This window comes from Methylopila jiangsuensis (assembly GCF_027922305.1).
Lineage (GTDB): Bacteria > Pseudomonadota > Alphaproteobacteria > Rhizobiales > Methylopilaceae > Methylopila > Methylopila jiangsuensis.
Genome location: NZ_BSFK01000005.1, coordinates 511646 through 533349, shown reverse-complemented (window position 1 = coordinate 533349; position 21704 = coordinate 511646). Strand labels below are relative to the sequence as shown.

Annotated in this window: 20 protein-coding genes, 1 tRNA gene and 2 pseudogenes; 6 read left to right on the top strand and 17 right to left on the bottom strand. The window is 69.3% G+C overall.

The features are described from left to right. Together PKE85_RS04010 and PKE85_RS04005 are read right to left on the bottom strand one after the other, a co-directional pair. Positions 1-1839 carry a potassium/proton antiporter gene (locus PKE85_RS04010; RefSeq protein ID WP_271203489.1) on the bottom strand — a complete coding sequence of 613 codons (1839 nt, stop codon included), beginning with the start codon at positions 1837-1839 and terminating at the stop codon, positions 1-3. A gap of 170 nt (positions 1840-2009) precedes the next feature. Next, a complete protein-coding gene (locus PKE85_RS04005; RefSeq protein WP_428981311.1) occupies positions 2010-3113 on the bottom strand; it encodes an alkene reductase in 1104 nt (367 codons plus the stop codon). A gap of 407 nt (positions 3114-3520) precedes the next feature. Between PKE85_RS04005 and PKE85_RS04000 the strand changes: the two genes are divergently transcribed. Continuing rightward, positions 3521-3889 (top strand): hypothetical protein, encoded by a 369-nt coding sequence (locus PKE85_RS04000; protein ID WP_271203487.1) that lies wholly within the window; start codon positions 3521-3523, stop codon positions 3887-3889. A gap of 106 nt (positions 3890-3995) precedes the next feature. Here PKE85_RS04000 and PKE85_RS03995 read toward each other — a convergent pair whose 3' ends face one another. The 4 genes from PKE85_RS03995 to PKE85_RS03980 form a co-directional block, all read right to left on the bottom strand. After that, positions 3996-4379, bottom strand: a complete 384-nt coding sequence (locus PKE85_RS03995; RefSeq protein WP_271203486.1) for a HesB/IscA family protein — start codon at positions 4377-4379, stop codon at positions 3996-3998. A 98-nt stretch (positions 4380-4477) separates the two neighbouring features. After that, the gene (locus PKE85_RS03990) at positions 4478-4918 is read right to left on the bottom strand and encodes a VOC family protein (protein WP_271203485.1); all 441 of its coding nucleotides are present in this window, start codon (positions 4916-4918) and stop codon (positions 4478-4480) included. A 9-nt stretch (positions 4919-4927) separates the two neighbouring features. Continuing rightward, complete coding sequence (locus tag PKE85_RS03985; protein WP_271203484.1) at positions 4928-5299, bottom strand: SUF system Fe-S cluster assembly protein; 372 nt, start codon at positions 5297-5299, stop codon at positions 4928-4930. 13 nt (positions 5300-5312) lie between these two features. Continuing rightward, positions 5313-6563 (bottom strand): cysteine desulfurase, encoded by a 1251-nt coding sequence (locus PKE85_RS03980; RefSeq protein WP_271203483.1) that lies wholly within the window; start codon positions 6561-6563, stop codon positions 5313-5315. 145 nt (positions 6564-6708) lie between these two features. Here PKE85_RS03980 and PKE85_RS03975 point away from each other — a divergent pair, with 145 nt between their 5' ends. Next, positions 6709-7212 carry an RDD family protein gene (locus tag PKE85_RS03975; protein WP_271203482.1) on the top strand — a complete coding sequence of 168 codons (504 nt, stop codon included), beginning with the start codon at positions 6709-6711 and terminating at the stop codon, positions 7210-7212. Between the two features lie 89 nt (positions 7213-7301). Then, on the top strand, positions 7302-8051 hold the full coding sequence (locus PKE85_RS03970; RefSeq protein WP_271203481.1) for an arginyltransferase: 750 nt from the start codon (positions 7302-7304) through the stop codon (positions 8049-8051). Between the two features lie 25 nt (positions 8052-8076). Here the strand turns inward: PKE85_RS03970 and murJ are convergent, their stop codons facing one another. The 5 genes from murJ to PKE85_RS03945 all read right to left on the bottom strand — a co-directional run bounded on the left by murJ (position 8077) and on the right by PKE85_RS03945 (position 13639). Then, positions 8077-9597 carry a murein biosynthesis integral membrane protein MurJ gene (gene murJ, locus PKE85_RS03965; protein ID WP_271203480.1) on the bottom strand — a complete coding sequence of 507 codons (1521 nt, stop codon included), beginning with the start codon at positions 9595-9597 and terminating at the stop codon, positions 8077-8079. Between the two features lie 121 nt (positions 9598-9718). Further along, the gene (locus PKE85_RS03960) at positions 9719-10786 is read right to left on the bottom strand and encodes a sulfate/molybdate ABC transporter ATP-binding protein (protein WP_271203479.1); all 1068 of its coding nucleotides are present in this window, start codon (positions 10784-10786) and stop codon (positions 9719-9721) included. Positions 10787-10796: 10 nt separating this feature from the next. Then, positions 10797-11675: a sulfate ABC transporter permease subunit CysW gene (gene cysW / locus PKE85_RS03955; RefSeq protein ID WP_271203478.1), complete on the bottom strand. Its 879-nt coding sequence runs from the start codon at positions 11673-11675 to the stop codon at positions 10797-10799. Then, the gene (gene cysT / locus PKE85_RS03950; protein WP_271203477.1) at positions 11665-12498 is read right to left on the bottom strand and encodes a sulfate ABC transporter permease subunit CysT; all 834 of its coding nucleotides are present in this window, start codon (positions 12496-12498) and stop codon (positions 11665-11667) included. Before cysT ends, cysW begins: the two co-directional genes overlap by 11 nt. 115 nt (positions 12499-12613) lie before the next feature. Then, positions 12614-13639 carry a sulfate ABC transporter substrate-binding protein gene (locus PKE85_RS03945; RefSeq protein ID WP_271203476.1) on the bottom strand — a complete coding sequence of 342 codons (1026 nt, stop codon included), beginning with the start codon at positions 13637-13639 and terminating at the stop codon, positions 12614-12616. A gap of 183 nt (positions 13640-13822) precedes the next feature. Here PKE85_RS03945 and PKE85_RS03940 point away from each other — a divergent pair. Together PKE85_RS03940 and PKE85_RS03935 are read left to right on the top strand one after the other, a co-directional pair. Continuing rightward, a tRNA-Pro gene (locus tag PKE85_RS03940) sits at positions 13823-13900 on the top strand. Positions 13901-14147: 247 nt separating this feature from the next. Beyond that, positions 14148-14636, top strand: a pseudogene (locus tag PKE85_RS03935) (IS3 family transposase); the annotation flags it as partial. 531 nt (positions 14637-15167) lie between these two features. Here the strand turns inward: PKE85_RS03935 and PKE85_RS03930 are convergent. Then, positions 15168-15920 carry a sulfotransferase family 2 domain-containing protein gene (locus tag PKE85_RS03930; RefSeq protein ID WP_271203475.1) on the bottom strand — a complete coding sequence of 251 codons (753 nt, stop codon included), beginning with the start codon at positions 15918-15920 and terminating at the stop codon, positions 15168-15170. A gap of 114 nt (positions 15921-16034) precedes the next feature. Here PKE85_RS03930 and map point away from each other — a divergent pair, with 114 nt between their 5' ends. Next, complete coding sequence (map, locus tag PKE85_RS03925; protein WP_271203474.1) at positions 16035-16862, top strand: type I methionyl aminopeptidase; 828 nt, start codon at positions 16035-16037, stop codon at positions 16860-16862. A 53-nt stretch (positions 16863-16915) separates the two neighbouring features. Here the strand turns inward: map and PKE85_RS03920 are convergent, their stop codons facing one another. From PKE85_RS03920 to PKE85_RS03900, 5 genes and pseudogenes are all read right to left on the bottom strand, one after another. Then, a complete protein-coding gene (locus PKE85_RS03920; RefSeq protein WP_271203473.1) occupies positions 16916-17299 on the bottom strand; it encodes a transposase in 384 nt (127 codons plus the stop codon). A gap of 100 nt (positions 17300-17399) precedes the next feature. After that, a pseudogene (locus PKE85_RS03915) lies at positions 17400-17780 on the bottom strand (IS110 family transposase); the annotation flags it as partial. Positions 17781-18145: 365 nt separating this feature from the next. Beyond that, positions 18146-19435, bottom strand: coding sequence for a UDP-N-acetylglucosamine 1-carboxyvinyltransferase (murA, locus tag PKE85_RS03910; RefSeq protein WP_271203472.1), 1290 nt, complete (start codon positions 19433-19435; stop codon positions 18146-18148). A gap of 104 nt (positions 19436-19539) precedes the next feature. Continuing rightward, positions 19540-19737 (bottom strand): hypothetical protein, encoded by a 198-nt coding sequence (locus tag PKE85_RS03905; RefSeq protein ID WP_271203471.1) that lies wholly within the window; start codon positions 19735-19737, stop codon positions 19540-19542. 40 nt (positions 19738-19777) lie between these two features. Beyond that, the gene (locus tag PKE85_RS03900) at positions 19778-21559 is read right to left on the bottom strand and encodes a hypothetical protein (RefSeq protein ID WP_271203470.1); all 1782 of its coding nucleotides are present in this window, start codon (positions 21557-21559) and stop codon (positions 19778-19780) included. Positions 21560-21704: the final 145 nt, after the last annotated feature.

Genomic DNA, 21704 nt, shown 5'->3' with positions numbered 1-21704 from the left:
TTACGCGCCCTGCCCCGCGCCTTTGCGGAGCAGGTCCTTGATGCGATCGACCACGCCGCCGAAGCCTCCTCCTCCGTCGCCCGGGGCGGCGGGGCTCGGCGGCGGAGCGGCCTCGTCGCCCTCGTCCTCGATCCGAAGCGCCACGCGGGTGACGCGGCCGTCGTCCACGCCCCGCACCACCAGCGTGGCGGGGCCGAACTCGGCCACGTCGCCGACCGTGGGCGCCTGCTCGAACCGGCGATGGAACACCTCCGCGACGGTGAGTTCCGCGTCCTCGGGCGCGATCTGGAGCCCGTAAAGCGCCGAAAGGCTCGCAAGCGCCGTGTCGCCGCGCATGGCGAATTCGCCGAGCGCGGGCTTCGCGCGCCCCGCGTCCAGCGAGGCGAACAGGCCGTCCAGCTCGGCCACGCGGTTGTGCGGCGCCAGGAAATAGCCGTAGTCGCCGGGCTTCAGCCCGCCGGCCCGTCCGGGATCAAGGATTTCGTGGTCGCGGATCACGAAAACGGGAACCGCCCATTTCGGCGCGGCGTCGCGGGCGAGGATCGGGCAGCGGGGGGTGACCTCGTAGCCCACCATCTCCTGCGCCAGCTGGCCCGGAAGGTCGATCTCGATCCGGTTGACCGAGCGCACGGTCTGGCGCACCGCCAGCTTCAGCCGCTTGGCGAGGCCGGTGATGGTCCAGCCCTGCACCACCAGCGAGACGATCACCACCACGAAGGCCACGTTGAAATAGGTCTGGGCGTTGGGCGCCTGGGCGAGCGTGGGGATCGCGGCGAGGAAGATCGACACCGCGCCGCGCAGGCCGACCCAGCCCACGAAGGCGATCTCCTTCCTCGAGAAGCCGAACGGCGCAAGGCAGAGCGCCACCGCCAGCGGCCGCGCCACGAAGATGAGCCCGAAGGCGATGGCGAGCGACGGCCCGAGCGAGGGCAGCAGCTGGGAGGGCGTCACAAGCAGGCCGAGCACGATGAACATCACGATCTGGCACAGCCAGGTGATGGTGTCGTGGAAGGCGATGATGGCCGGCAGCGCGCGCACCTGCCGGTTGCCGACGATGATTCCCGCCAGATAGACCGCGAGGAAGCCCGAGCCGTGCAGCACGGCGGACAGCGCGAACAACGCCACCACGCTCGCCACCACGAACAGCGGATGCAGGCCGGACGGCAGGTCCACCCGGTTCAGCAGATAGGCGAGCGCGAACCCGCCGGCGACGCCCGCCGCCCCGCCGATCACCGCCTCCTGCAGGAAACGGCCGACGATCATCAGCCCGGCGTCGCCGGCCGCGCCGCTCGCCCCGGCCGAGACGAGGCCGACCAGCATCACGGTGAGGAACACCGCCACCGGATCGTTGGTGCTCGATTCGATCTCGAGGGTCGCGCCGACCTTGCGCTGAAGCTGCAGGCCGCTAGCGCGGATCAGGAAGAACACCGCCGCGGCGTCGGTGGAGGCGATGGTGGCGCCCACCAGCAGGCCCTCCACCAGATCGAGTTTCAGCATCCAGGCCGAAAACAGGCCGATGATCACGGTGGTGAGCGCCACGCCCACGGTCGCGAGCGTCGCCGCAGGCGCCAGAGCGCCGCCGAGATGCGCCACCCGCGTCCTGAGGCCGCCGTCGAACAGGATCACGGCCAGCGCGATCGAGCCGATGAGATAGGTCAGGCGGTAGTTGTCGAAGGCGACGCCGCCCGGTCCGTCCTGCCCCGTCAGCATGCCGATGACCAGGAACACCAGCAGCAGCGGCGCGCCGAATCGCGAGGCCACCAGCGACGACAGGATGCCCACGAGCATCAGCGCCGCTCCGAACAGGAGGATCGCGTTGACGACCGTAATGCTGTCCATGTGCGCTCGCGGGCCGGACGCACAGGGCGGGCGGGCGCGCCGCGGAGCCCGCGGCGTGGTCCGAGCGCCGAAGCGTCAGAAGGAGGAGGCCGCAGAGTTCCCGACGAATGGCGCGAGATCAAGGCGATGTGAAGCCGCGCCACCCGAAGATGACGCGGCTGTGAGGGTCGTCAGGCCGCGGCGGACGCCTGCTCGCGGGTGGGGTAGTCGGTGTAGCCCTTGGCGTCGCCGCCATAGAGCGTGGCCTGGTCGATGGGCGCGAAGGCCGCGCCGTCGCGGATGCGCTCCACGAGGTCCGGGTTGGAGATGAACGGCCGCCCGAAGGCCACCAGATCGACCTCGCCGTCCGCCACGCGCCTGGCCGCCAGTTCGGCGTCGTAGCCGTTGTTGCCCATGTAGACGCCCTTGAAGGCCTTGCGCAGGACGGACAGGTCGAAGCCGCCCTCCGGCGCGCGATCGCCGCCGGTCTTGCCCTCGATGACATGCAGATAGGCGATCCCGAGCGCGGACAGCTTCTCGGTCACATAGGTGAACAGCGGCTCGGGATTCGAATCGTCGCAGTCGTTCACGGCGCTGACCGGCGACAGCCGGACGCCGACGCGCTCGCGCCCAATCGCGCCGATCGCGGCTTCCGTCGCCTCCAGCAGGAAGCGGGCGCGATTCTCGATCGAACCGCCGTAGGCGTCCTCGCGCTTGTTGGTCTTGTCGCGCAGGAACTGGTCGAGCAGGTAGCCGTTCGCGCCGTGCACCTCGACGCCGTCGAAGCCCGCCTTGACGGCGTTCTCCGCCGCGCGGGCGTACTGGGCGACGATGCCGGGGATTTCGTCGATATCGAGCGCGCGGGGCGTCTCCAGATCCTTGAAGCCCGTGGTCGTGAAGGCCTGGCCCTCGGGCTTCACCGCCGAAGGCGCCACCGGCAGCTTGCCGCCGGGCTGCAGGTCGCGGTGCGAGATGCGGCCCACATGCCAGAGCTGCAGCACGATGCGGCCGCCCTTGGCGTGAACCGCGTCGGTGACGAGCTTCCAGCCGGCGATCTGCGCGTCGGAATGAATGCCGGGCGTCCAGGCGTAGCCCTGCCCCTCAGGCATGATCTGGGTGGCTTCGGCGATGATCAGCCCGGCGGAAGCGCGCTGGGCGTAATACTCCGCGTGCAGCGCCGTCGGCGCGAGCGTGGCGTGGTCGGCGCGGGAGCGGGTCAGCGGCGCCATCACGATGCGGTTGCGCAGAGAGAGTGCGCCTACTTCGAGAGGCTCGAACAGGGGGGCGACGTTCACGGACATAATGCCTCCGAGAGTGATTTCACGACGCTTTCGCGCCCATAAGGTCTGCGGCGAAACATAGGCGCGCAAGCTGCGTCCGCCACGCATCGGAGCCCAGCCTCTGGGGCATGGCCGCAATTCGACGCAGCTCCCTTCAGCCGGAATGGCGCAACGCGCGAATCATACAGATGCGCCGACAACGTTATTGATATCGAATTTTGATCATAAGTTATCGATCGCTGCGCAGATGATCGATCGAAATATAAGCACGCCCGTGGACCAGATGACTCAGACACAATAGTCTGATGCAAAAACATTCTCTTATATATTCTTAGATTCACAACGGATCGTAGTTTTTGCCTCTCTGCATGCCTTAACGTGCCTGCGCGTCTAAGAAGGCGCTATAAAGACGAGGCATGAGAATGATTGCATTGCACAAAATAACAATCGCAGCTGCGGCCGCAATTTCGATCTTCAGCGCTCAGGGCGCGCTCGCCGAATGCGTGATCGCGGAACATGCTGACTTCCGCGGGGGAGTCGGAACCATTCAGAACAACGATCTCGTCAAGTTCTTCCCCAAGGAAAAGATGGGGTTGACCGGTGAACGTCAGTTCAAGCGCGAATTCAACGACGCGTCCTGGGCCGGCAAGGTGTCTGCGGTCGAGCCCAAGAACGGCTGCATGGCGACCATCTATGGCCCGTGGGGTCATCGCCAGATTCGGGAGAAGACTTCGCTTCTCGCTCCGGACATGAACGACAAGGCGACCGGCGTCGGATGCGCCTGCAAGTGACGTCGCGCTGAACGCGGCGCAACTTGCGCGCTCGAAACCTGAACGTAGGCGAACCGGCATCCTGCGGCTCGCCTACGTGTCGCTTGAGACCCGCCCTTGGGCGCCGTCAGGTCGCCGGCTGATAGGTCTCCGGCACCGCTGGCGTGATCGCGACCGACTCGCCGCAGCCGCAGGCGGAGGTCTGGTTCGGGTTGTTGAACACGAACCGCTGCGACATCTTTTCGGTCACGAAATCCATCTCGGTGCCGAGCAGGTAGAGGATCGCCTTGGGGTCGATCAGCACGGTCACGCCCTTGTCCTCCACCACCTCGTCGGTGGGCGCGGCCTCGGCGGCGTAGTCCATGATGTACTCCATGCCGGCGCAACCGCCGGTCTTCACGCCCACCCGAAGTCCGAGGATCGGCGTTTCGGAACGGGCGATGATGGAGCGCACCCGGTCGGCGGCGCGGTCGGTCAGGGTCATCACCTTGGGGCGGGGGCGGGCGGCCATGGTCGGCTCCACGAATTCCGGATGTCTGCTTCGGTTCTCAAGATAGGCGCGCGCGGAGCCGAAATGAAGGGCGAAAGGCGCCGGCCTGCCTCGCGGCCTCAGTAGCTCGTCCAGAGCCCGGGCGTCGCGAGCTCCAGCAGGTTGCCGTCCGGGTCGCGGAAATACAGGCTGACGCCGCCGCGCGGCCACTGCACCCGGCCCTCCACGGCGACGTGGTCGCGCTCGAGCGCCGCGTTCCAGCCGGACAGGTCCTCGGCGGCGATAGCGAAGGCCATGTGGGCCCCGCCCCGGCCGTCATGGCCGGGAATGACGCCGCCGGGCAGAGTCTGGTCGTCTTCGGCCGCCCCTTCCGCGAACAGCAGCAGCACCGAGCGGCCGCCCACATCGTAGGCGATCAGCCGCGCGTCGGCGAAGAGCTTTGGAAACCCGAACAGCCGGTCATAGAACCGCGCGGCGCGGACCAGATCGGCGACGTAGAGCGCGGTCTCCAGCACCCCGGAGACCGGGGGCGGGCCGGCGCGCTCCGCGTCCTCCGCCATGGGCCGTCGTCACCACATGTCGAGCGCGACGCGGGCCTCGTCCGACATGCGGCTCTGATCCCACGGCGGGTCGAACACCATGTTGACGTCCACGCGGCCGACGCCCGGCACGGCGCCGACCGCGTTCTCCACCCAGCCCGGCATTTCGCCGGCGACGGGGCAGCCCGGCGCGGTCAGCGTCATGTCGATGGCGATGTCGCGGTCGTCCGAGATGTCGATGCGGTAGACGAGGCCGAGTTCGTAGATGTCGACCGGGATCTCCGGATCGTACACCGTCTTCAGGGCCGCGATGATGTCGTCCGTCAGCCGGTCCAGCTCATCCTGCGGGATGGCGGAACCTGCGGAATCGGCCGCCTGCGCGGCGGCGGTCGCGTCGCTCATGGTCGAGCCTTTCTCACGCAAACAGGTCGCGCGCCCGAAGGAGCGCCTCGGCGAGACGATCGATCTCGCCGGTGGTGTTGTAAAGGGCGAAGGACGCCCGGCAGGTGGAGGTGACCCCGAGCCGCTTCAGCAGCGGCTGGGCGCAATGGGTGCCCGCGCGCACGGCGATGCCGGAGCGATCGAGCACGGTGGCCACGTCATGGGCGTGGGCGCCGTCCAGATTGAAGGCCACGATCGCGCCCTTGCCCGGCGCGTCGCCATAGATGGTCAGCGCGTTGATGGCGCCAAGCCGCTCGCGGGCGTAGGCCGCCAGCCCCGCCTCGTGGGCGGCGATCGCCTCCAGCCCCACGCCGCGCATGTAGTCGAGCGCGGCGCCGAGGCCGATGGCCTGCACGATCGGGGGCGTGCCGGCCTCGAAGCGGTGCGGCGGCTCGCCATAGGTGACATCGTCTTCCGTCACGTCGCGGATCATCTCGCCGCCGCCGTTGAACGGCGGCAGCCTAGCGAGAAGCTCGCACTTGCCGTAGAGCGCGCCGATGCCGGTGGGACCGTAGACCTTGTGGCCGGTGAGCACGTAGAAATCGGCGTCGATGTCGCGCACGTCCGGGGCGAGGTGCACCGCGCCTTGGCTGCCGTCCACCAGCACGGGGACGCCGCGCTCATGGGCGAGGCGAACGACCTCCTTCACCGGCACCACCGTGCCGAGCACGTTGGACATGTGGGTCACGGCGACGAACTTGGTGCGCTCGGTCAGCGCCTCGGCGAACAGGTCGAGGTCGAACGAACCGTCGTCCCGCACCTGCACCCATTTCAGAACGGCGCCCTTGCGCTCGCGCAGGAAATGCCACGGCACCACGTTGGAATGGTGCTCCATGATGGTCAGGACGATCTCGTCGCCCTCCCCGATCATGGACAGGCCGACGCCGTTGGCGACCAGATTGATCGCCTCGGTCGCCGAGCGGGTGAAGATGATCTCGTCGGTGGAGGCGGCGTTCAGGAAGGCGCGCACGCTCTCCCGCCCGCCCTCGAACGCTTCCGTCGCCGCATTCGCAAGATGGTGCAAGCCGCGGTGAACGTTAGAATATTCGGTCTCGTACGCGCGCCGCATGCGATCCAGCACCTGGACCGGCTTCTGCGCCGAGGCGCCGTTGTCCAGATAGGCCAGCGGCTTGCCGTGGATCTCGAGCTTCAGCGCGGGGAAATCCGCGCGCAGGCGCTCGACGTCGTAAGGAGCGGCGGTCGGGGCGGCGTGAGCGAGGGTCATGGCCTCTGATCTATAGATTCCAGGTCAGATCACAAGGCCGCGCGCGCCGCTTGTCCCCGCGTCTTGTCAAGGCTGCGCTCCCGCATCACATCTCGGCATGCGGGAACGTCCCCGCGAACCGTTCGAAGGACCGAGACGCAAACCCATGTCCCAGCCCCTCGTTTCCGGCGTCACCTCCGAACGCCCGGTCGCTTTCGACCCGCTCGCCGATCCCCGCCTCTATGACGGCGTGCTGAGCCGGCGCGTGCTGGCGTTCCTGGTGGACTTCACCGTGGTGCTGACGCTCACCGCCGCCGCAAGCGTGGTGATCTTCTTCCTCGGCGTACTGACGCTCGGGCTGGCCTGGCTGCTCTATGGCGGCGTGTTCTACGCCATGGCGGTGCTCTATTCCGGCGCGACGCTGGGCGGCGACCGGGCCGCCACCTGGGGCATGCGGCTCACGGGGCTCACCTGCCGCCAGCTCGACGGAACCCGGCCGGGCTTCCTGATCGCCTCCGCCCATGTGGTGTTCCTCTATTTCTCGATGACGATCCTGACGCCCTTCGTGCTGCTGGTCGGTCTGTTCACCCGGCGCAAGCAGCTGCTGCACGACCTGATCCTGAGCACCGTGATCCTCGATCGCGGTCGGCTCGAGGGCCGCGGCTACTGAGCCGCTTGCCCCGCAACTCCCGCTTGCTATCCTGATGCGGCAGCGCGGCGCCGGACCTGTCGTCCGGCGCCGCCGGTCGGGACCCGACGTTGACAGCCCATTCGCGCAACACGCCGCAGTTCTACCTCACCGCCCCCTCCCCCTGCCCCTATCTCAAGGGGCAGTCGGAGCGGAAGGTCTTCACCCATCTGGTGGGCGACAACGCCCCGCAGCTCAATGACCTGCTGACCCATGGCGGCTTCCGCCGCAGCCAGACCATCGCCTATCGCCCGGCCTGCGAAACCTGCCGCGCCTGCGTGTCGGTGCGGGTGCGGGTGGAGGATTTCCAGTGGACCAAGGCGTTCCGCCGCAACCGCGCCGCGAACGCCGACCTGATCGGCGCCGAGAGCGCGCCCATCCCCACCTCCGAGCAGTACTCCCTGTTCCGCGCCTATCTGGACAGCCGCCATTCCGACGGCGGCATGGCGGACATGACGGTGCTCGACTACGCCACCATGGTCGAGGACAGCCATGTGCGCACCCGGCTGGTGGAGTATCGCCGCCGGGGCGCCGAGAGCGCGATCACCGGTCGCGGCGCCGGCCCGCTGCAGGCGGTGGCGCTGGTGGACCGGCTGTCGGACGGCCTGTCGCTGGTCTACTCCTTCTACGATCCCGAGCAGGCCGAACGCGGCCTCGGCACCCACGTCATCCTCGATCATGTGGCGCGGTGCCGGGCCGAGGGCCTGCCGTTCCTCTATCTCGGCTACTGGGTCGAAGGCTCGCCCAAGATGGACTACAAGCGCCGCTTCCGTCCGCAGGAGCATCTCGGCTCCGGGGGATGGGAGATCAGGGAGGACTGAATCGGCGGTTCCCGCCCCGCCGCCCTCAGGCGCCGGCGCGGCGCGCGAGCCAGAAGGTCGGGGCGGCGACCACGGCGTAGGCCGCGAAGCCGGCGAGGCCCAGCAGGACCGCGGGGCCGAGATCGGGCAGCGCGGGCACGACGCCGCGGGCGAGCGCCACATGGTCGCCCGCGAGCCTGATCGCGCCCACGGCCGCCGCCGTGGCGCCCCCGAGCCCGGCCACGTTGATCAGGAAGCGGCGGTCGGCGGAGAAGCCGTCGCGGCGGGCGAGCAGCCACAGCAGGATGCCGAAGTTCACCCAGGCCCCGACCGAGGTGGCGAAGGCGAGGCCCGCATGGGCCCAGGTCCCGATCAGCGCCAGCTTCAGCCCCAGATTGGCGAGGGTCGCGACCGCCAGCGCCTTCACCGGCGTCGCGGTGTCGCCGGAGGCGTGGAAGGCGGGCGTGACGCAGCGCAGCGCCACGATCGCCGGAAGCCCGAGCGCATAGGCCTGAAGCGCCGCGGCCGAGCCCGCCACCGCCTGCGCGTCGAAGGCCCCACGCCCGAACAGCGCCGCCACCGTCGGCGCGGCGGCGGCGGCGAACAGCGCCACGAACGGCAGCGTCAGCCCCCAGGCGCCCTCCAGCGCCCGGTTCAGCCGGTCGCGCGCGCCGGCGCCGTCGTTGCGGGCGAGCCGGCGCGACAGTTCGGGGAGCAGCACGGTGCCGATGGCGATGCCCACCACCGCCAGCGGCAGCTGGTACAGCCGGTCGGCGTAATAGAGGTAGGACACCGAGCCGGTCGGCAGGAACGAGGCCAGGATCGTGTCCGCGAACATGGCGATCTGCACGCCGGCGGAGCCCAGCACCGCGGGGCCGAAGCCGGTGAGGAAGCTCTTCACCCGCGCGGTGATGCGCGGCGCCTTGAGGCTGAGGCCGAGTCCGGACCGCTTCAGCTCCGCCAGCACCAGCGCTAGCTGGGCCGCGCCCGAGACCAGCACGCCGACCGCGAGCGCATGGGCGGGGGTCGGGAACAGGTCGGAGGCGACCAGCGCCGCGATCATGCACAGGTTCAGCAGGATCGGCGTCGAGGCCGCCACCGCGAAGCGGTCATGGGCGTTCAGCATGCCCGTGACCAGCGTCATCACGGAGATGAACAGCAGATAGGGAAAGGTGATCCGCGTCAGCGTGGTGGTGAGGTCGAGCTGGGCAGGATCGGCGGTGAAGCCGGGCGCCAGCGCCGCCACCACCAGCGGCGTCGCCATGAGCGCGAAGCCGAGCAGCGCCAGATGGGTGACGACGGTGATGGACAGCACGTCGTCGGCGAAGGCGCGGGCCGCGCCCTCCCCGTCCTGGGTCAGGGCCTTGGTGTAGCGCGGCACGAAGGCGGCGTTGAAGGCGCCCTCGGCGAAGATGGCCCGGAAGTGGTTCGGCAGCCGGAACGCCACCATGAAGGCGTCCGCAAGCGGCCCCGCGCCCAGAAGCGCCGCCATCATCACGTCGCGAACGAAGCCGAACAGGCGCGAGACCAGCGTCAGGCCGCTGACCGAGGCCACCTTGCGCCACATGAACCCTATCCCGCCCCGAACGCACGCCCGCGCCGGTGAATCGGCGCGTCACGGGGCGCGACCGTAGCCGCCGGGCGCCGATCCGGAAAGGCGGCGCCCGGCGGAAACGAAACCCGACGGATCAGGCGGTCGCGGGCGCGCTGTCCGCGGGGAACAGGGCGTAGCGCTGGAACACGAGGCCGACCTTGTCGCCGACGGAGATCGGCGCATTGGTGGGCAGAAGCGCCTCCACGCGGGTCTTGCGCGCGCCGACCTCGATGTCGGCGCGGCGGTAGGCGCCGGTGCGGCGCAGCGCCGCCACGGTGCCCGCGACCGTCGAGGAGCCGTTCAGCTCCTTCACGGTCACGTCCTGCGGGCGCACGAAGAAGCGCGCCGGACCGTCCTGCGCCGACACGCCGTTGACCGGCAGCGGCGCGCCGTCGAGCGCGGCCGCGCCCGCCTGCACCGTCACCGGGATCGCGCTCGACTCGCCGATGAAGGCGTAGACGAAGGGCGTCGCCGGGTTGTCGTAGATCTCGTCCGGGGTGCCGATCTGCTGCAGGTCGCCCTTGTGCAGCACCGCCACGCGGTCCGCGAGCTCCAGCGCCTCCTCCTGGTCGTGGGTCACGAACACGGTGGTGTGCCCGGTCTCCTGATGGATCTGGCGCAGCCAGCGGCGCAGGTCCTTGCGCACCTGGGCGTCGAGGGCGCCGAACGGCTCGTCCAGCAGCAGCACCTGCGGCTCGATGGCGAGCGCCCGGGCGAGCGCCACGCGCTGACGCTGGCCGCCGGAGAGCTGGGACGGATAGCGCTTCTCGAGACCGGTGAGCTGAATGAGCTCCAGCAGCTCCAGCACCTTGGTCTTGATGGCGCTCTCGGACGGGCGGCGCGCCTTGTCGCGCACCCTGAGGCCGAAGGCGATGTTGTCGAACACCGTCATGTGGCGGAACAGGGCGTAATGCTGAAACACGAAGCCGACGTTCCGCTCCTGCACCGACTTCGACGAGGCGTCGACGTCGCCGAACAGGATCTTGCCGCCGTCCAGGGTCTCGAGGCCGGCGATGGCGCGGAGCAGCGTGGTCTTGCCGGAGCCGGACGGCCCGAGCAGGGCGACCAGCTCGCCCTGGCGGATGTCGAGGCTGACGCCGTTCAGGGCGGCGAAGGAGCCGTACTCCTTGCGGACGTCGCGGATCTTGAGCTCAACGGACATTGGAACGCCCTCACTTCCTGTGCTTCGAGGAAATTTCGTCGCCGTAGCGCCATTCCAGCAGCGACTTCACCACCAGCGTGACGAGCCCGAGCCCCGCCAGCAAGGTCGCCGCCGCGAAAGCCGCGACGAAATTATAGTCATTATAGAGAATCTCTACCTGCAAGGGGAGAGTGTTGGTGAGGCCGCGGAGATGGCCGGACACCACCGACACCGCGCCGAACTCGCCCATGGCGCGGGCGTTGCTCAGCAGCACGCCGTAGAGCAGCGCCCAGCGGACGTTGGGCAGCGTCACCGACCAGAAGGTGCGCCAGCCGTTGGCGCCGAGCGACAGCGCCGCCTCCTCCTCGCTGGTGCCCTGCTCCTGCATCAGCGGGATCAGCTCGCGGGCGACGAAGGGGAAGGTGACGAACACGGTGGCGATCACCAGGCCCGGCACGGCGAAGATGACCTGGACGCCGTGATGGTCCAGCCAGGGCCCGAAATAGCCGTTGGCGCCGAACAGCACGATGAAGCACAGGCCCGCGACCACGGGCGAGACGGAGAACGGCAGGTCGATCAGCGTCAGGAGGAAGCTTTTGCCGCGGAAGTCGAACTTGGCGATCGCCCAGGACGCGGCGAGACCGAACACGACGTTCAGAGGCACCGCGATGGCCGCCACGAGCAGGGTGAGGCGGATGGCGGCCTGGGTGTCCGGGTCCCCAAAGGCCTCGAAATAGGCCGCTGCGCCGTTGCGAAACGCCTCCGCGAACACTGCGAACAGCGGGATCACGAGGAACAGCGCCAGGAACCCGAGCCCGAGCCCGATCAGCAGCAGCCGGGCCGCGCGGCTTTCCGTGGTGGGATTCGCGATCAGGCGCGCCGCAGGGGCGGCGGCGACGTCAGCGGACATGTCCGAGCCTCCGGCGGGTCCAGGCTTCAAGCAGGTTGATCAGCAGCAGCAGCGCGAAGGAGATCAGGAGCATGATGGTGGCGACGGCCGTCGCCGCGCCGTAGTCGAACTCCTCGAGCTTCATGATGATGATCAGCGGCGCGATCTCCGACACGTAAGGCACGTTGCCGGCGATGAAGATGACCGAGCCGTACTCGCCGACCGCGCGGGCGAAGGCGAGCGCGAAGCCGGTGAGCAGCGCGGGAAACAGCGTGGGCAGCACCACCCGCAGCAGCGTGACCGGACGATCGGCGCCCAGCGTCGCGGACGCCTCCTCGAGCTCCCGGTCCAGGTCCGTCAGCACCGGCTGCAGCGTGCGCACCACGAAGGGCAGGCCGATGAAGACCAGCGCCACGAAGATGCCGAGAGGCGTATACGCGACCTTGAAGGGCAGCCACTGCCCGATCCAGCCGTTCGGCGCGTAGATCGCGGCGAGCGCGATGCCCGCCACCGCCGTCGGCAGGGCGAAGGGCAGATCGACGGCCGCGTCCACCAGCCGACGGCCAGGGAAATCGTAGCGGGTCAGGATCCAGGCGAGGATCAGGCCGAACACCGCGTTCAGCACCGCCGCCAGCAGCGACAGGCCGAAGCTGACCCTGAGCGCGGACAGCGTGCGCGGATCGGAGGCGATCTGCGCCAGCCGCTCCAGCCCAAGCGATCCCGCCCAGAGGATGACGCCGCCAAGCGGCAGGAGGATGATCAGCGTCAGCCACAGCCAGGTGAAGCCGAAGGTCAGCCCGAAACCGGGCAAGGCGCTGGGCGTTCGAAACGTCGTTCGGCTCATGAGAATTCAGGTCTCGTGCGGCGGACCGCGTCCACGGAGGATCGCCGCGCGGCGTTCGGGACGGGACCCGGCGCGCGCACGGCGATCGGAAGGCGGAATGACTTCGCGCCGGGCGTTACTTCGGCTTGAAGATCTCGTCGAACACGCCGCCGTCGCCGAAGTGCTCCTTCTGGGCCTTGGCCCAGCCGCCGAACGTGTCGTCGATGGTGACGAGGTCGAGCTTCTGGAAGCGCTCCACATCCGCCTTGTTGGACACGGTCTCGGGCTTCACCGGGCGGTAGAAGTGCTTCGCCGCCAGCGACTGCCCCTCCGGCGAGTACAGCAGGTTCAGATAGGCCTCGGCCGCCTTGCGGGTGCCGTTCTTCTCCACGTTGGCGTCGACGATCGCGACCGGCGGCTCCGCGAGGATGGAGACGGACGGGAACACGATCTCGAACTTGTCGTCGCCGAATTCCGCGAAGGAGAGGTAGGCCTCGTTCTCCCAGGCCAGCAGCACGTCGCCGAGACCGCGCTGGGCGAAGGTGGTGGTGGAGCCGCGCGCGCCGGAGTCCAGCACCGGCACATGCTTGAACAGCTCGGCCACGAAGGCCTTGGCCTTCTCCGGATCGTCGCCGTTCTGCTTCAGGCCGTAGGCCCAGGCCGCCAGGTAGTTCCAGCGGGCGCCGCCGGACGTCTTGGGGTTCGGCGTGATGACCTCGACGCCCGGCTTCACCAGATCGCCCCAGTCCTTGATGCCCTTGGGGTTGCCCTTGCGGACCAGGAACACGATGGTCGAGGTGTAGGGCGACGAGTTGTTGGGCAGGCGCTTCTGCCAGTCCGCCGGCAGCTTGTTCGTGGCCTTGGCGATGGCGTCGATGTCGGAGGCGAGCGCCAGCGTCACCACGTCGGCGTTCAGCCCGTCGATCACGGAGCGGGCCTGCTTGCCGGAGCCGCCATGGGACACCTGGATCTTGATGTCCTCGCCGGTCTCGGCCTTCCAGTGCTTCACGAACAGCGCGTTGAAGTCCTTATAGAGCTCGCGCGTCGGGTCGTAGGAGACGTTGGTGAGGGTGGACTGCGCCGCAGCGGGCAGCGCGCCGAAGGCGATGGGCGCGGCCAGCGCCAGCGCGGCGAACAGGCGGGAGGCGGAGCGACGGTTCATTGCAAGGTCTCCAGAAGCGTTGGCTCTCATTCCACATTCTCCATCGCCTTTGTCAACTTAAAAGGCGCGCATATGGCGTCCTTTGAAATAAACAACATAAATTATATGTTTTATTTTGAGCCGGGATAACCGCGTGCAGCGGGATTGCGTCCGCCCGAAGCCGACACTATAAGGCTCGCCAGTCGGAGCGTGGCGCAGCCCGGTTAGCGCACTAGTCTGGGGGACTAGGGGTCGTGGGTTCAAATCCCGCCGCTCCGACCAAAAAACCCCAAGAAATCAACGGTTATAGCTCTCCCCTCTCGGGGAGCCCTTGGGGTTGGGAACGCGCTTTTAGCGCCCAAAACGGCGTAAAAAGCTCCCTACCCCCACCAAAATCCCCACCAGTGAAACAGCCGCGCAGCCCCACAGGCTCTCGCGGTTGCGCGGATGGGCGCGTCAGAAATCCCACCAATCGGGAGCTTGCGGCTTTCGGGGTCGATCGGGAGGCCCCTCCCCGCTTCGGCTGGCCCACGTCAGCACCTGGTCGGGCTTCGTCTACGTCGCCTTCGTGATCGATGCCTATGCTCGGCGGATCGTCGGTTGGAGGGTGTCGCGGACGGCCCATGCCAGCTTCGTGCTCGACGCGTTGGAGCAGGCCCTGCATGAGCGACGGCCCGTCCATCGCGGCGGCCTCGTGCACCATTCCGACAGGGGGTCTCAATATGTCAGCATTCGATACACTGAGCGCCTCGCCGAGGCCGGCATCGAGCCCTCGGTCGGCAGCGTCGGCGACTCTTATGACAATGCTCTCGCAGAGACGATCAACGGCCTCTACAAGGCCGAACTGCTCCATCGGCGCGGGCCGTGGCGATCCTTCGAGGCCGTGGAGTTCGCGACGCTGACCTGGGTCGACTGGTTCAACAATCGCCGGCTGCTGCAGCCCATCGGCAACATCCCGCCGGCCGAAGCAGAGGAACGCTACTACGCCATGCTGGATCAGCCAGCCATCGCGGCGTGACTCAAACCAAACGGCGTCCGACAAACCCTGGGCGGTTCAACAGCTCGTCGAAATTCATACTGGACGAGCAACGCAGGCGCGTAGAGTGCCCGCACCTCTATGGAATTCGGTAGTCGGCAGTTAATTGCAACGGGCTCAGAAGATGTCCCCTGCAGGTTGACCGACAACCGGATTGCTCAGGACTGAGAGGATTATATCAGTTCGCTCCGACAGCGTGGCATCAACCTAGGGCCAAGCAGGAAGTAAGTTATCGACGCCAGCCGGCCCCCTGAGGACCAAAGCCCAGCCGGGCCTAACTTATGACCGGCAGGAAAATGGGGAGCACGTCACAGGGCGGCGCCAGTGGTCGAAAGATCGTCTCGCTTCATGCGCCTGTCCTGCCGCTCGCGCCAGCGCGTAATGCGTCGGCGAGACATGGGGAAGCAGAGACGGGCGAATGCGGGAGGCTTCGGCTCGCCCTACATTTGGCGACGTGGTTCTTTTCCCGCCGGGCCTCAGTTCGAGAGCGAGGACTTTTGGCGCACGCGGACGTCAGCGCGGCCGCAGCGGATCGGCGTCGGGGTAGAACAGCGCGAGATCGTCGGCGTAGCGCTCCCGCAGCAGGCGCACGAGGCCGGGATCGGCGAAGTAGCGCGCCAGAGCGTGGCCCTCCTCCGGCGCCCTGCGGTTGCGGTGGGGCAGCGGGCCGAGGTCTGGGGCGCCGAAGGCCGCCAGTTCGCGGCGCAGCGCCTCCCAGTGCTCCGCCATCGCCTCCTGCCGCCCGATGAAGCGCGGAACCAGCCGCTCGCCATGGCGCAGGATCACCGATTGCGGGGTCAGGTGATCGTCCATGTCCCGGTCGTCCATCGCCGCCACCCGCTCCAGGAACGCGGCGAAGGGCATGTTCTTGCGCAATCCGTCGCGGGCGGCGAGGCGAGGCAGTTCGCCCCTCCCCGCCACTTTGGTGGCGTAGTAGGACGCGGCGCGCTCGAACGGGTCGCGCACGAAGGAGAACACGAACACGTTCTCGAGCCTCGCCGCGTCGCGGGCGCGGATCATGCGCGTGCGCCCGCCCGTGCCCACGTCCCAGAGCCGGTCCGGGGAAGCGCCCTTGCGCAGCGCGTCGCCGTTCGGCAGCAGCCGGGTCAGCGCGGTCTTGACGGAGGTGTTGGCGACCTTGGGAATCCGGGCGTAGGCGATGGGATGGTCGCGGAACAGGATGAAGTGCCGCCGTCCGAGCCGCTTCGAGAGCAGCGCGTCGGACAGAAGGGACATGGCGGAGCGGATGGGCTGGGCGGGCGTCATGGCTCTCGGATTTTAGCGGCTTTCCGCGTCGCTTCCATCACGGCCGCGCCGCGCCTCTTGGCGCAGGGGAGACGGATCGCTATCTTGCGCGCTCCATCGCTCATCGAGACGTAAATGACCTTCGTCGAAGCCGCTACGGCGCCGCTGCGGAAAAACGGCGCCATCAAAATCCACGACCCCGAGGCCTTCGAGGGCATGCGGCGCGCCGGCCGGCTGGTGGCGGAGGCGCTCGACCTGATGAACGAGCATGTGGCGCCGGGCGTCACCACCGAGGCGCTGGACAAGCTCGCGCTGGAGTTCGCCATGGACCACGGCGCCCTTCCCGCATGCCTCTACTACCGCGGCTATCCCAAGACGATCTGCACGTCGCTCAACCATGTGGTCTGTCACGGCATCCCGAACGACAAGCCGCTGCGCGAGGGCGACATCCTCAACATCGACGTCACCTTCGTGCTGGACGGCTGGCACGGCGATTCCAGCCGCATGTACGCGGTCGGCCCGATTCCGCGCCGGGCCGAACGGCTGATCGAGGTGACGTATGAGTCGATGATGCGCGGCCTCGCCGTCATCAGGCCCGGCGCCACCACCGGCGACATCGGCCACGCCATCCAGACCTTCGCCGAGGGCGAGCGCATGTCGGTGGTGCGGGACTTCTGCGGCCACGGCATCGGCCGCCTGTTCCACGACGAGCCGAACATCCTGCATTACGGGGAGCCCGGAAAGGGCGTTCCGCTGAAGGCCGGCATGTTCTTCACGGTGGAGCCCATGATCAATCTCGGCCGCCCGCCGGTGAAGGTGCTGTCCGACGGCTGGACCGCCGTGACCCGCGACCGCTCGCTCTCCGCCCAGTTCGAGCACATGATCGGCGTCACCGAGGACGGCTGCGAAATCTTCACGCTCTCGCCCAAAGGCCTCGACGCCCCGGTGTTCGCGCCGGCCTGACGCCGCCGACACGTCATGCCCGAGCTTGTCTCGGGCATCTTCCGTGTTTGCGGTCAAGCGTGAGGTGCGTGTTTCCAGTTTTGTCGGTCTCGCGCGATGGCGTTGAGGGTGACGAGCATTTTGCGCATGACGGCGGTGAGGGCGACCTTTCCGGGCCTGCGGTTCTGTGTGACGAGGCGGTCGTAGAACGCCTTCATCGTGAGATTGTGGCGGATGGCGCAGCGTGCGGCGTTGAACAGCACGCGGCGCACGTCCGGGCGGCCGTGGCCGGTGGCGGCCCGGCCCCGGGTCCTGCCGCTGTCGCGGGTCACGGGCGCGAGCCCGACCAGGCTCGCGATCTCCTTGCCGGTGAGGCGGCCGAGCTCCGGCAGCGCGCCGATCAGCGTCATGATCGTGACGGGGCCGACGCCCTTGAGGCTGGCGAGACGGCGCGCCATGGCGGCGCTCGAGGCTGTCGCGCACCGGGCGGCTCTCGGCCAGCGCCGCCCGGCAGCGTTCGGCGTGGAGCGCGTCGACCAGCTGGCGGCGGCGGGCGACGAGTTCGCGCAAGACCCCGTCGCCCTCGACCAGCGGCTTCAGCCCGCGTCCGTCGAGCTCGAGCGCGGCGAAGTCGGCGATCAGCCGGGCGTCGATCCGGTCGGTCTTGGCCTTCACGCCGCGCCGGGCCCGGAACGCCGCCACCTCGTTCGGATGGACGCGCGCGAACGGAACCCCGGCCTCCACCAGCGCCCGGCGCAGGGCCCGCTCGTAGCCGCCGGTGGGCTCGAACGCCGCGAGCCCGATCGGACCCTCGGCCTTCAGGAAAGCGGCGATCGCGTCCGCCTCGTTCGCAAGCCGCGTCACCGCCGCCGCGCCGTGGCGGCCGACGTCGATCCAGTCCTTCGACACGTCGAACCCAAGGATGAGCTTGTGGGTCATGATCGCCTCCGGCACGATGACGGTCTGGTCCGTCACGCCGGATTGCATTCGGGCGAGAGCCCCCACTTCCGTGCGCGTGATCGCGACCGTGACGCCGGCGGGCTCAAGATGCCCACGGTCGACAAGACCCATCCACGTCTCGAGGTCCCGCCGGCGTCCCCCATCCCAACACCAGGGACGGACAACGCAAACATGCAATCCACGACTTCGGACGCACTGCGCTTTCAGGCGTGTCGGGAAAATCGTGGATGCCCGGCGTTTGCCGGGCATGACGGCGAGGCTTGGGTTTCAATTTCCGGCGGCGACAAAAAGGCTCCGAACCTGTGGTCGGAGCCTTTTCGCGTTCGAGGCGCTCTGTTCCGGCCTCAGCCCGAGACGCGCTCGATCTCAGCGCCGCAGCGGGAGAGCTTGTCCTCCAGCCGCTCGAAGCCGCGGTCGAGGTGGTAGACGCGGTTGACGGTGGTCTCGCCGTCCGCCACCAGCCCCGCGATCACCAGCGACACCGAGGCGCGCAGGTCAGTGGCCATCACCGGCGCGCCCTTCAGGCGCTCCACGCCCTCGATGGTGGCGGTGTCGCCGTCGAGGTGGATGCGCGCGCCGAGCCGGGCCAGCTCCTGCACATGCATGAAGCGGTTCTCGAAGATGGTCTCGGTGATGCTGGACGAGCCCTTGGCGCGGGTCGTCAGCGCCATGAGCTGGGCCTGCAGGTCGGTGGGGAAGCCCGGATAGGGCTCGGTGGTGACGCGGACCGGGCCGATGCCGTGGCCGTTGCGGACCACGCGCACGCCGTCGTTCAGGCGGGTGATCTCGGCGCCCGCCTCCAAGAGCACGTCGAAGGCGCTGTCCAGCAGGTCGTAGCGCGCGCCGTCCAGCGTCACGTCGCCGCCGGCCATGGCCACGGCGATGGCGTAGGTGCCGGTCTCGATGCGGTCCGGCAGCACGCTGTGGCGGGCGCCGTGCAGCCGCTCCACGCCGGTGACGGTGATGGTGGACGTGCCGGCGCCCTCGATCTTGGCGCCCATCTTGATCAGGCACTCGGCCAGATCGACCACCTCCGGCTCGCGGGCGGCGTTCTCGATCACGGTCTCGCCGCGGGCGAGCGTGGCGGCCATCAGGATGGTGTGGGTGGCGCCGACGGAGACCTTGGGGAACACGACGCGACCGCCCTTCAGTCCGCCGGGGGCCCTGGCGATCACATAGCCGCTGTCGATCTCCAGTTCGACGCCGAGCGCCTGAAGCCCGGTGAGGAAGAAGTCCACCGGCCTTGTGCCGATGGCGCAGCCGCCCGGCAGCGACACCTTGCACTCGCCCACGCGCGCCAGCAGCGGGCCGATGACCCAGAAGCTCGCCCGCATGCGGGAGACCAGATCATAGGGCGCGGTGGTGTCGACGATGTCGGCCGCGGTGAGGCGCACCGTCTCGCCCAGGAACTCATCCTGGCCGGCGCGCTTGCCCTCGACCGTGACCTCGACGCCGTGGTTGCCGAGGATGCGCTTCAGCAGCGCCACGTCCGCGAGCCGCGGCGTGTTGTCGAGGATCAGCGTTTCGCTGGTCAGCAGGCTCGCGATCATCAGCGGCAGGGCGGCGTTCTTCGCGCCCGAGATCGGGATGCGGCCGACGAGCGGCGAGCCGCCGATGATGCGGATGCGATCCAAAGCTGCCTCCTTCGAGGGGGCCGGCCGAGCGCCTGTCCCTCTTGCGAACGCCGGGGTCTAGCCCATCCGGCGGCGTCGCACAAACGTCGCAGGCCGCATGGCGCTCAAGCGTCGGAGCCGGGCTCGTCCCCGGTCTTCGCCGCGACCGCCTTGGCGCGCGCCTGCGCCTTGCGGCGCTTCAGGTTTTCCCTGAGAGCCGCCGCCATGCGCTCCCGGCGCTCGGCCTCGCGCCGGTCGGCCTCGGCGCCTTTTCCCGACGTGGAGGCGGGCTTCGGATCAGTGTCGGACGAATCGGCGATCATGACCGCTGACGCTAGCGCGACGGCCTCCGCTTCGGAAGCGTCACCGCGCGACCCGCCAGAGCTTCAGCGTCACGCCCGGACCGAGATCGACCGGCGTGGCCCAGTCCGGCGCGGGTCCGTCGAGCAGCCGGGCGGCGAAGCCGGCGGAGCTCGCAGCCGCATGCTGCTTCACGTCGCCCGCCTCGGGACACAGGGCCACGTAGTCGACGCGCTTCGTCCGGAGGATTGCGCGGGCTTGATCCGGGGTTCCGGTGAAGGCTTCGAGCTGCGCCATCAGGCCGGAGACGCCCCGGTGGTAGGGGCCGGCGACGGTGGCGTGCGGCGAGAACGCCAGCACGAAGGGGCCGGCGTCGGGCGGGGTGAGGATCAGGCCGTGCGGCAGCCGGGCCAGCGCCTCGAAGTCGCCGCGCGGGCAGTCGGTCGGCGTCAGCGGCGTGACGGGCGCGCCAAGCGCCTCCGCCGCGAGCAGGCCCGCGAGCGCGGCTGCGGCCGGATTGAACGCCGTCAGCGCCAGCCCGCCGCGCCATGGCCGGGCGCCCTGTCCCCAAGCCGCGGCGACGGCGGCGGCGAGGAACGGCGCGGACAGCGCCAGCGCGAACAGGGTTCCGCGCATCTGCCACGCGGCGAGCGCCGCCGCCACCACGAACACGGCGAAGGTCGTGACGGCGGCGGCGCGCCGCCCGGCCGGAGCGGTCAGCAGCAGCCAGAGCCCGGCGAGCGCGCCCGCCGCGACGCTTGCGAGGAGGACGATGGCGGCGCCTCGGTCGTCGCCCCACAGCGCGGGCAGGCTGCGCGCCTCCGCGATCTGCGACAGCCACTCGGTGACGAGGCGCGGCGGCAGCGCGGCGTAGGGATCGCCGAGGCAGGCGGGGGACGCGGCCAGCACGCTCCCCAGCGCCGCGGCCCCGACGGCGCCGAGGGCCACGAGCCGCGCGAGGGCGCCCTGTCCGCGGGTGAGGCGGACCGCGAGAGCGAGGCCGAGCCCGCCCGCGAGCGCGGCGGCGAGATGGCCGCGCCCGAGCGCGTCGCAGACCGGCGCGGTCCATTGCGCCGGCGGCGCGGCGAGCAGGGCGACGCCCGCGACCCCGCCTGCGAAGCTCAGCCCGAAGGCCGCGGCGCCCGCCGCCTCGTCGTCGCCCCGCGCGGCCCAGCGCAGCGCCGCCGCTCCGGCGATGGCCGCCGCCATGGGCAGCGTCTCCATGCCGATGGCGAGCATGGCCGCGCCCGCGAACCCGGCGCCGATGGCGGCGCGCATCGAACGGCCGGCGTTCAGCGCGCAGGCGAGCATGACCAGCGTCAGCGCCGCCTGGGCGCCGTGGTGGTCGATCATGCCCGGCGAAAACCGCCCGGCGACGCCCGGCGACAGCGCAAGCATCAGCGCCGACAGCACGCCCGCGGCGGGGCCTGCGAGCGCGCGGCCGATGGCGGCGGCGGCGAACAAAGCGGGCAGGAACAGCAGCGCCGGCCAGAGCGTCAGCGTCAGACGCAAGGCGGTCTCGGCCGGAAACAGCGCGCCGAGACCAGCGAGCAGCGCGGCGATCGGCAGGTCGATCAGCCGCGACCAGTGCATCAGGACGCCGCCGGAGGACGGATCGAGCCGCCTCTGGACCAGATCGAACCAGCCCTGGCCCGCCAGCAGGTCGCGAACCTCCGTGAGCCGCATGGCGTCGTCGGTGGACATGAGATCGGGACCGGCGGCGTAGGAGCCCCAGGTCCACCAGACGAGGCACGCGAGCCAGATCAGCGCGGGCGCCGCCCGGACGCCGAACGCGCCCGTGCAGGACGGCGTTCGGGAGAACGCGGGGGCGTCCAGACTCGTCATGCGCCGTTTCCCAGTCCCATAAGCAAAAGTCAGAATCCGCCGGAGTCTGCCGTGGAAGCGCCTTCGGAACGGTGAACGCCGCCTTTGTTCGACATTCCCTCGCCGCGCCGCCGGGGCTATCGTCGCCGCCGACGCGCCCGCTTCG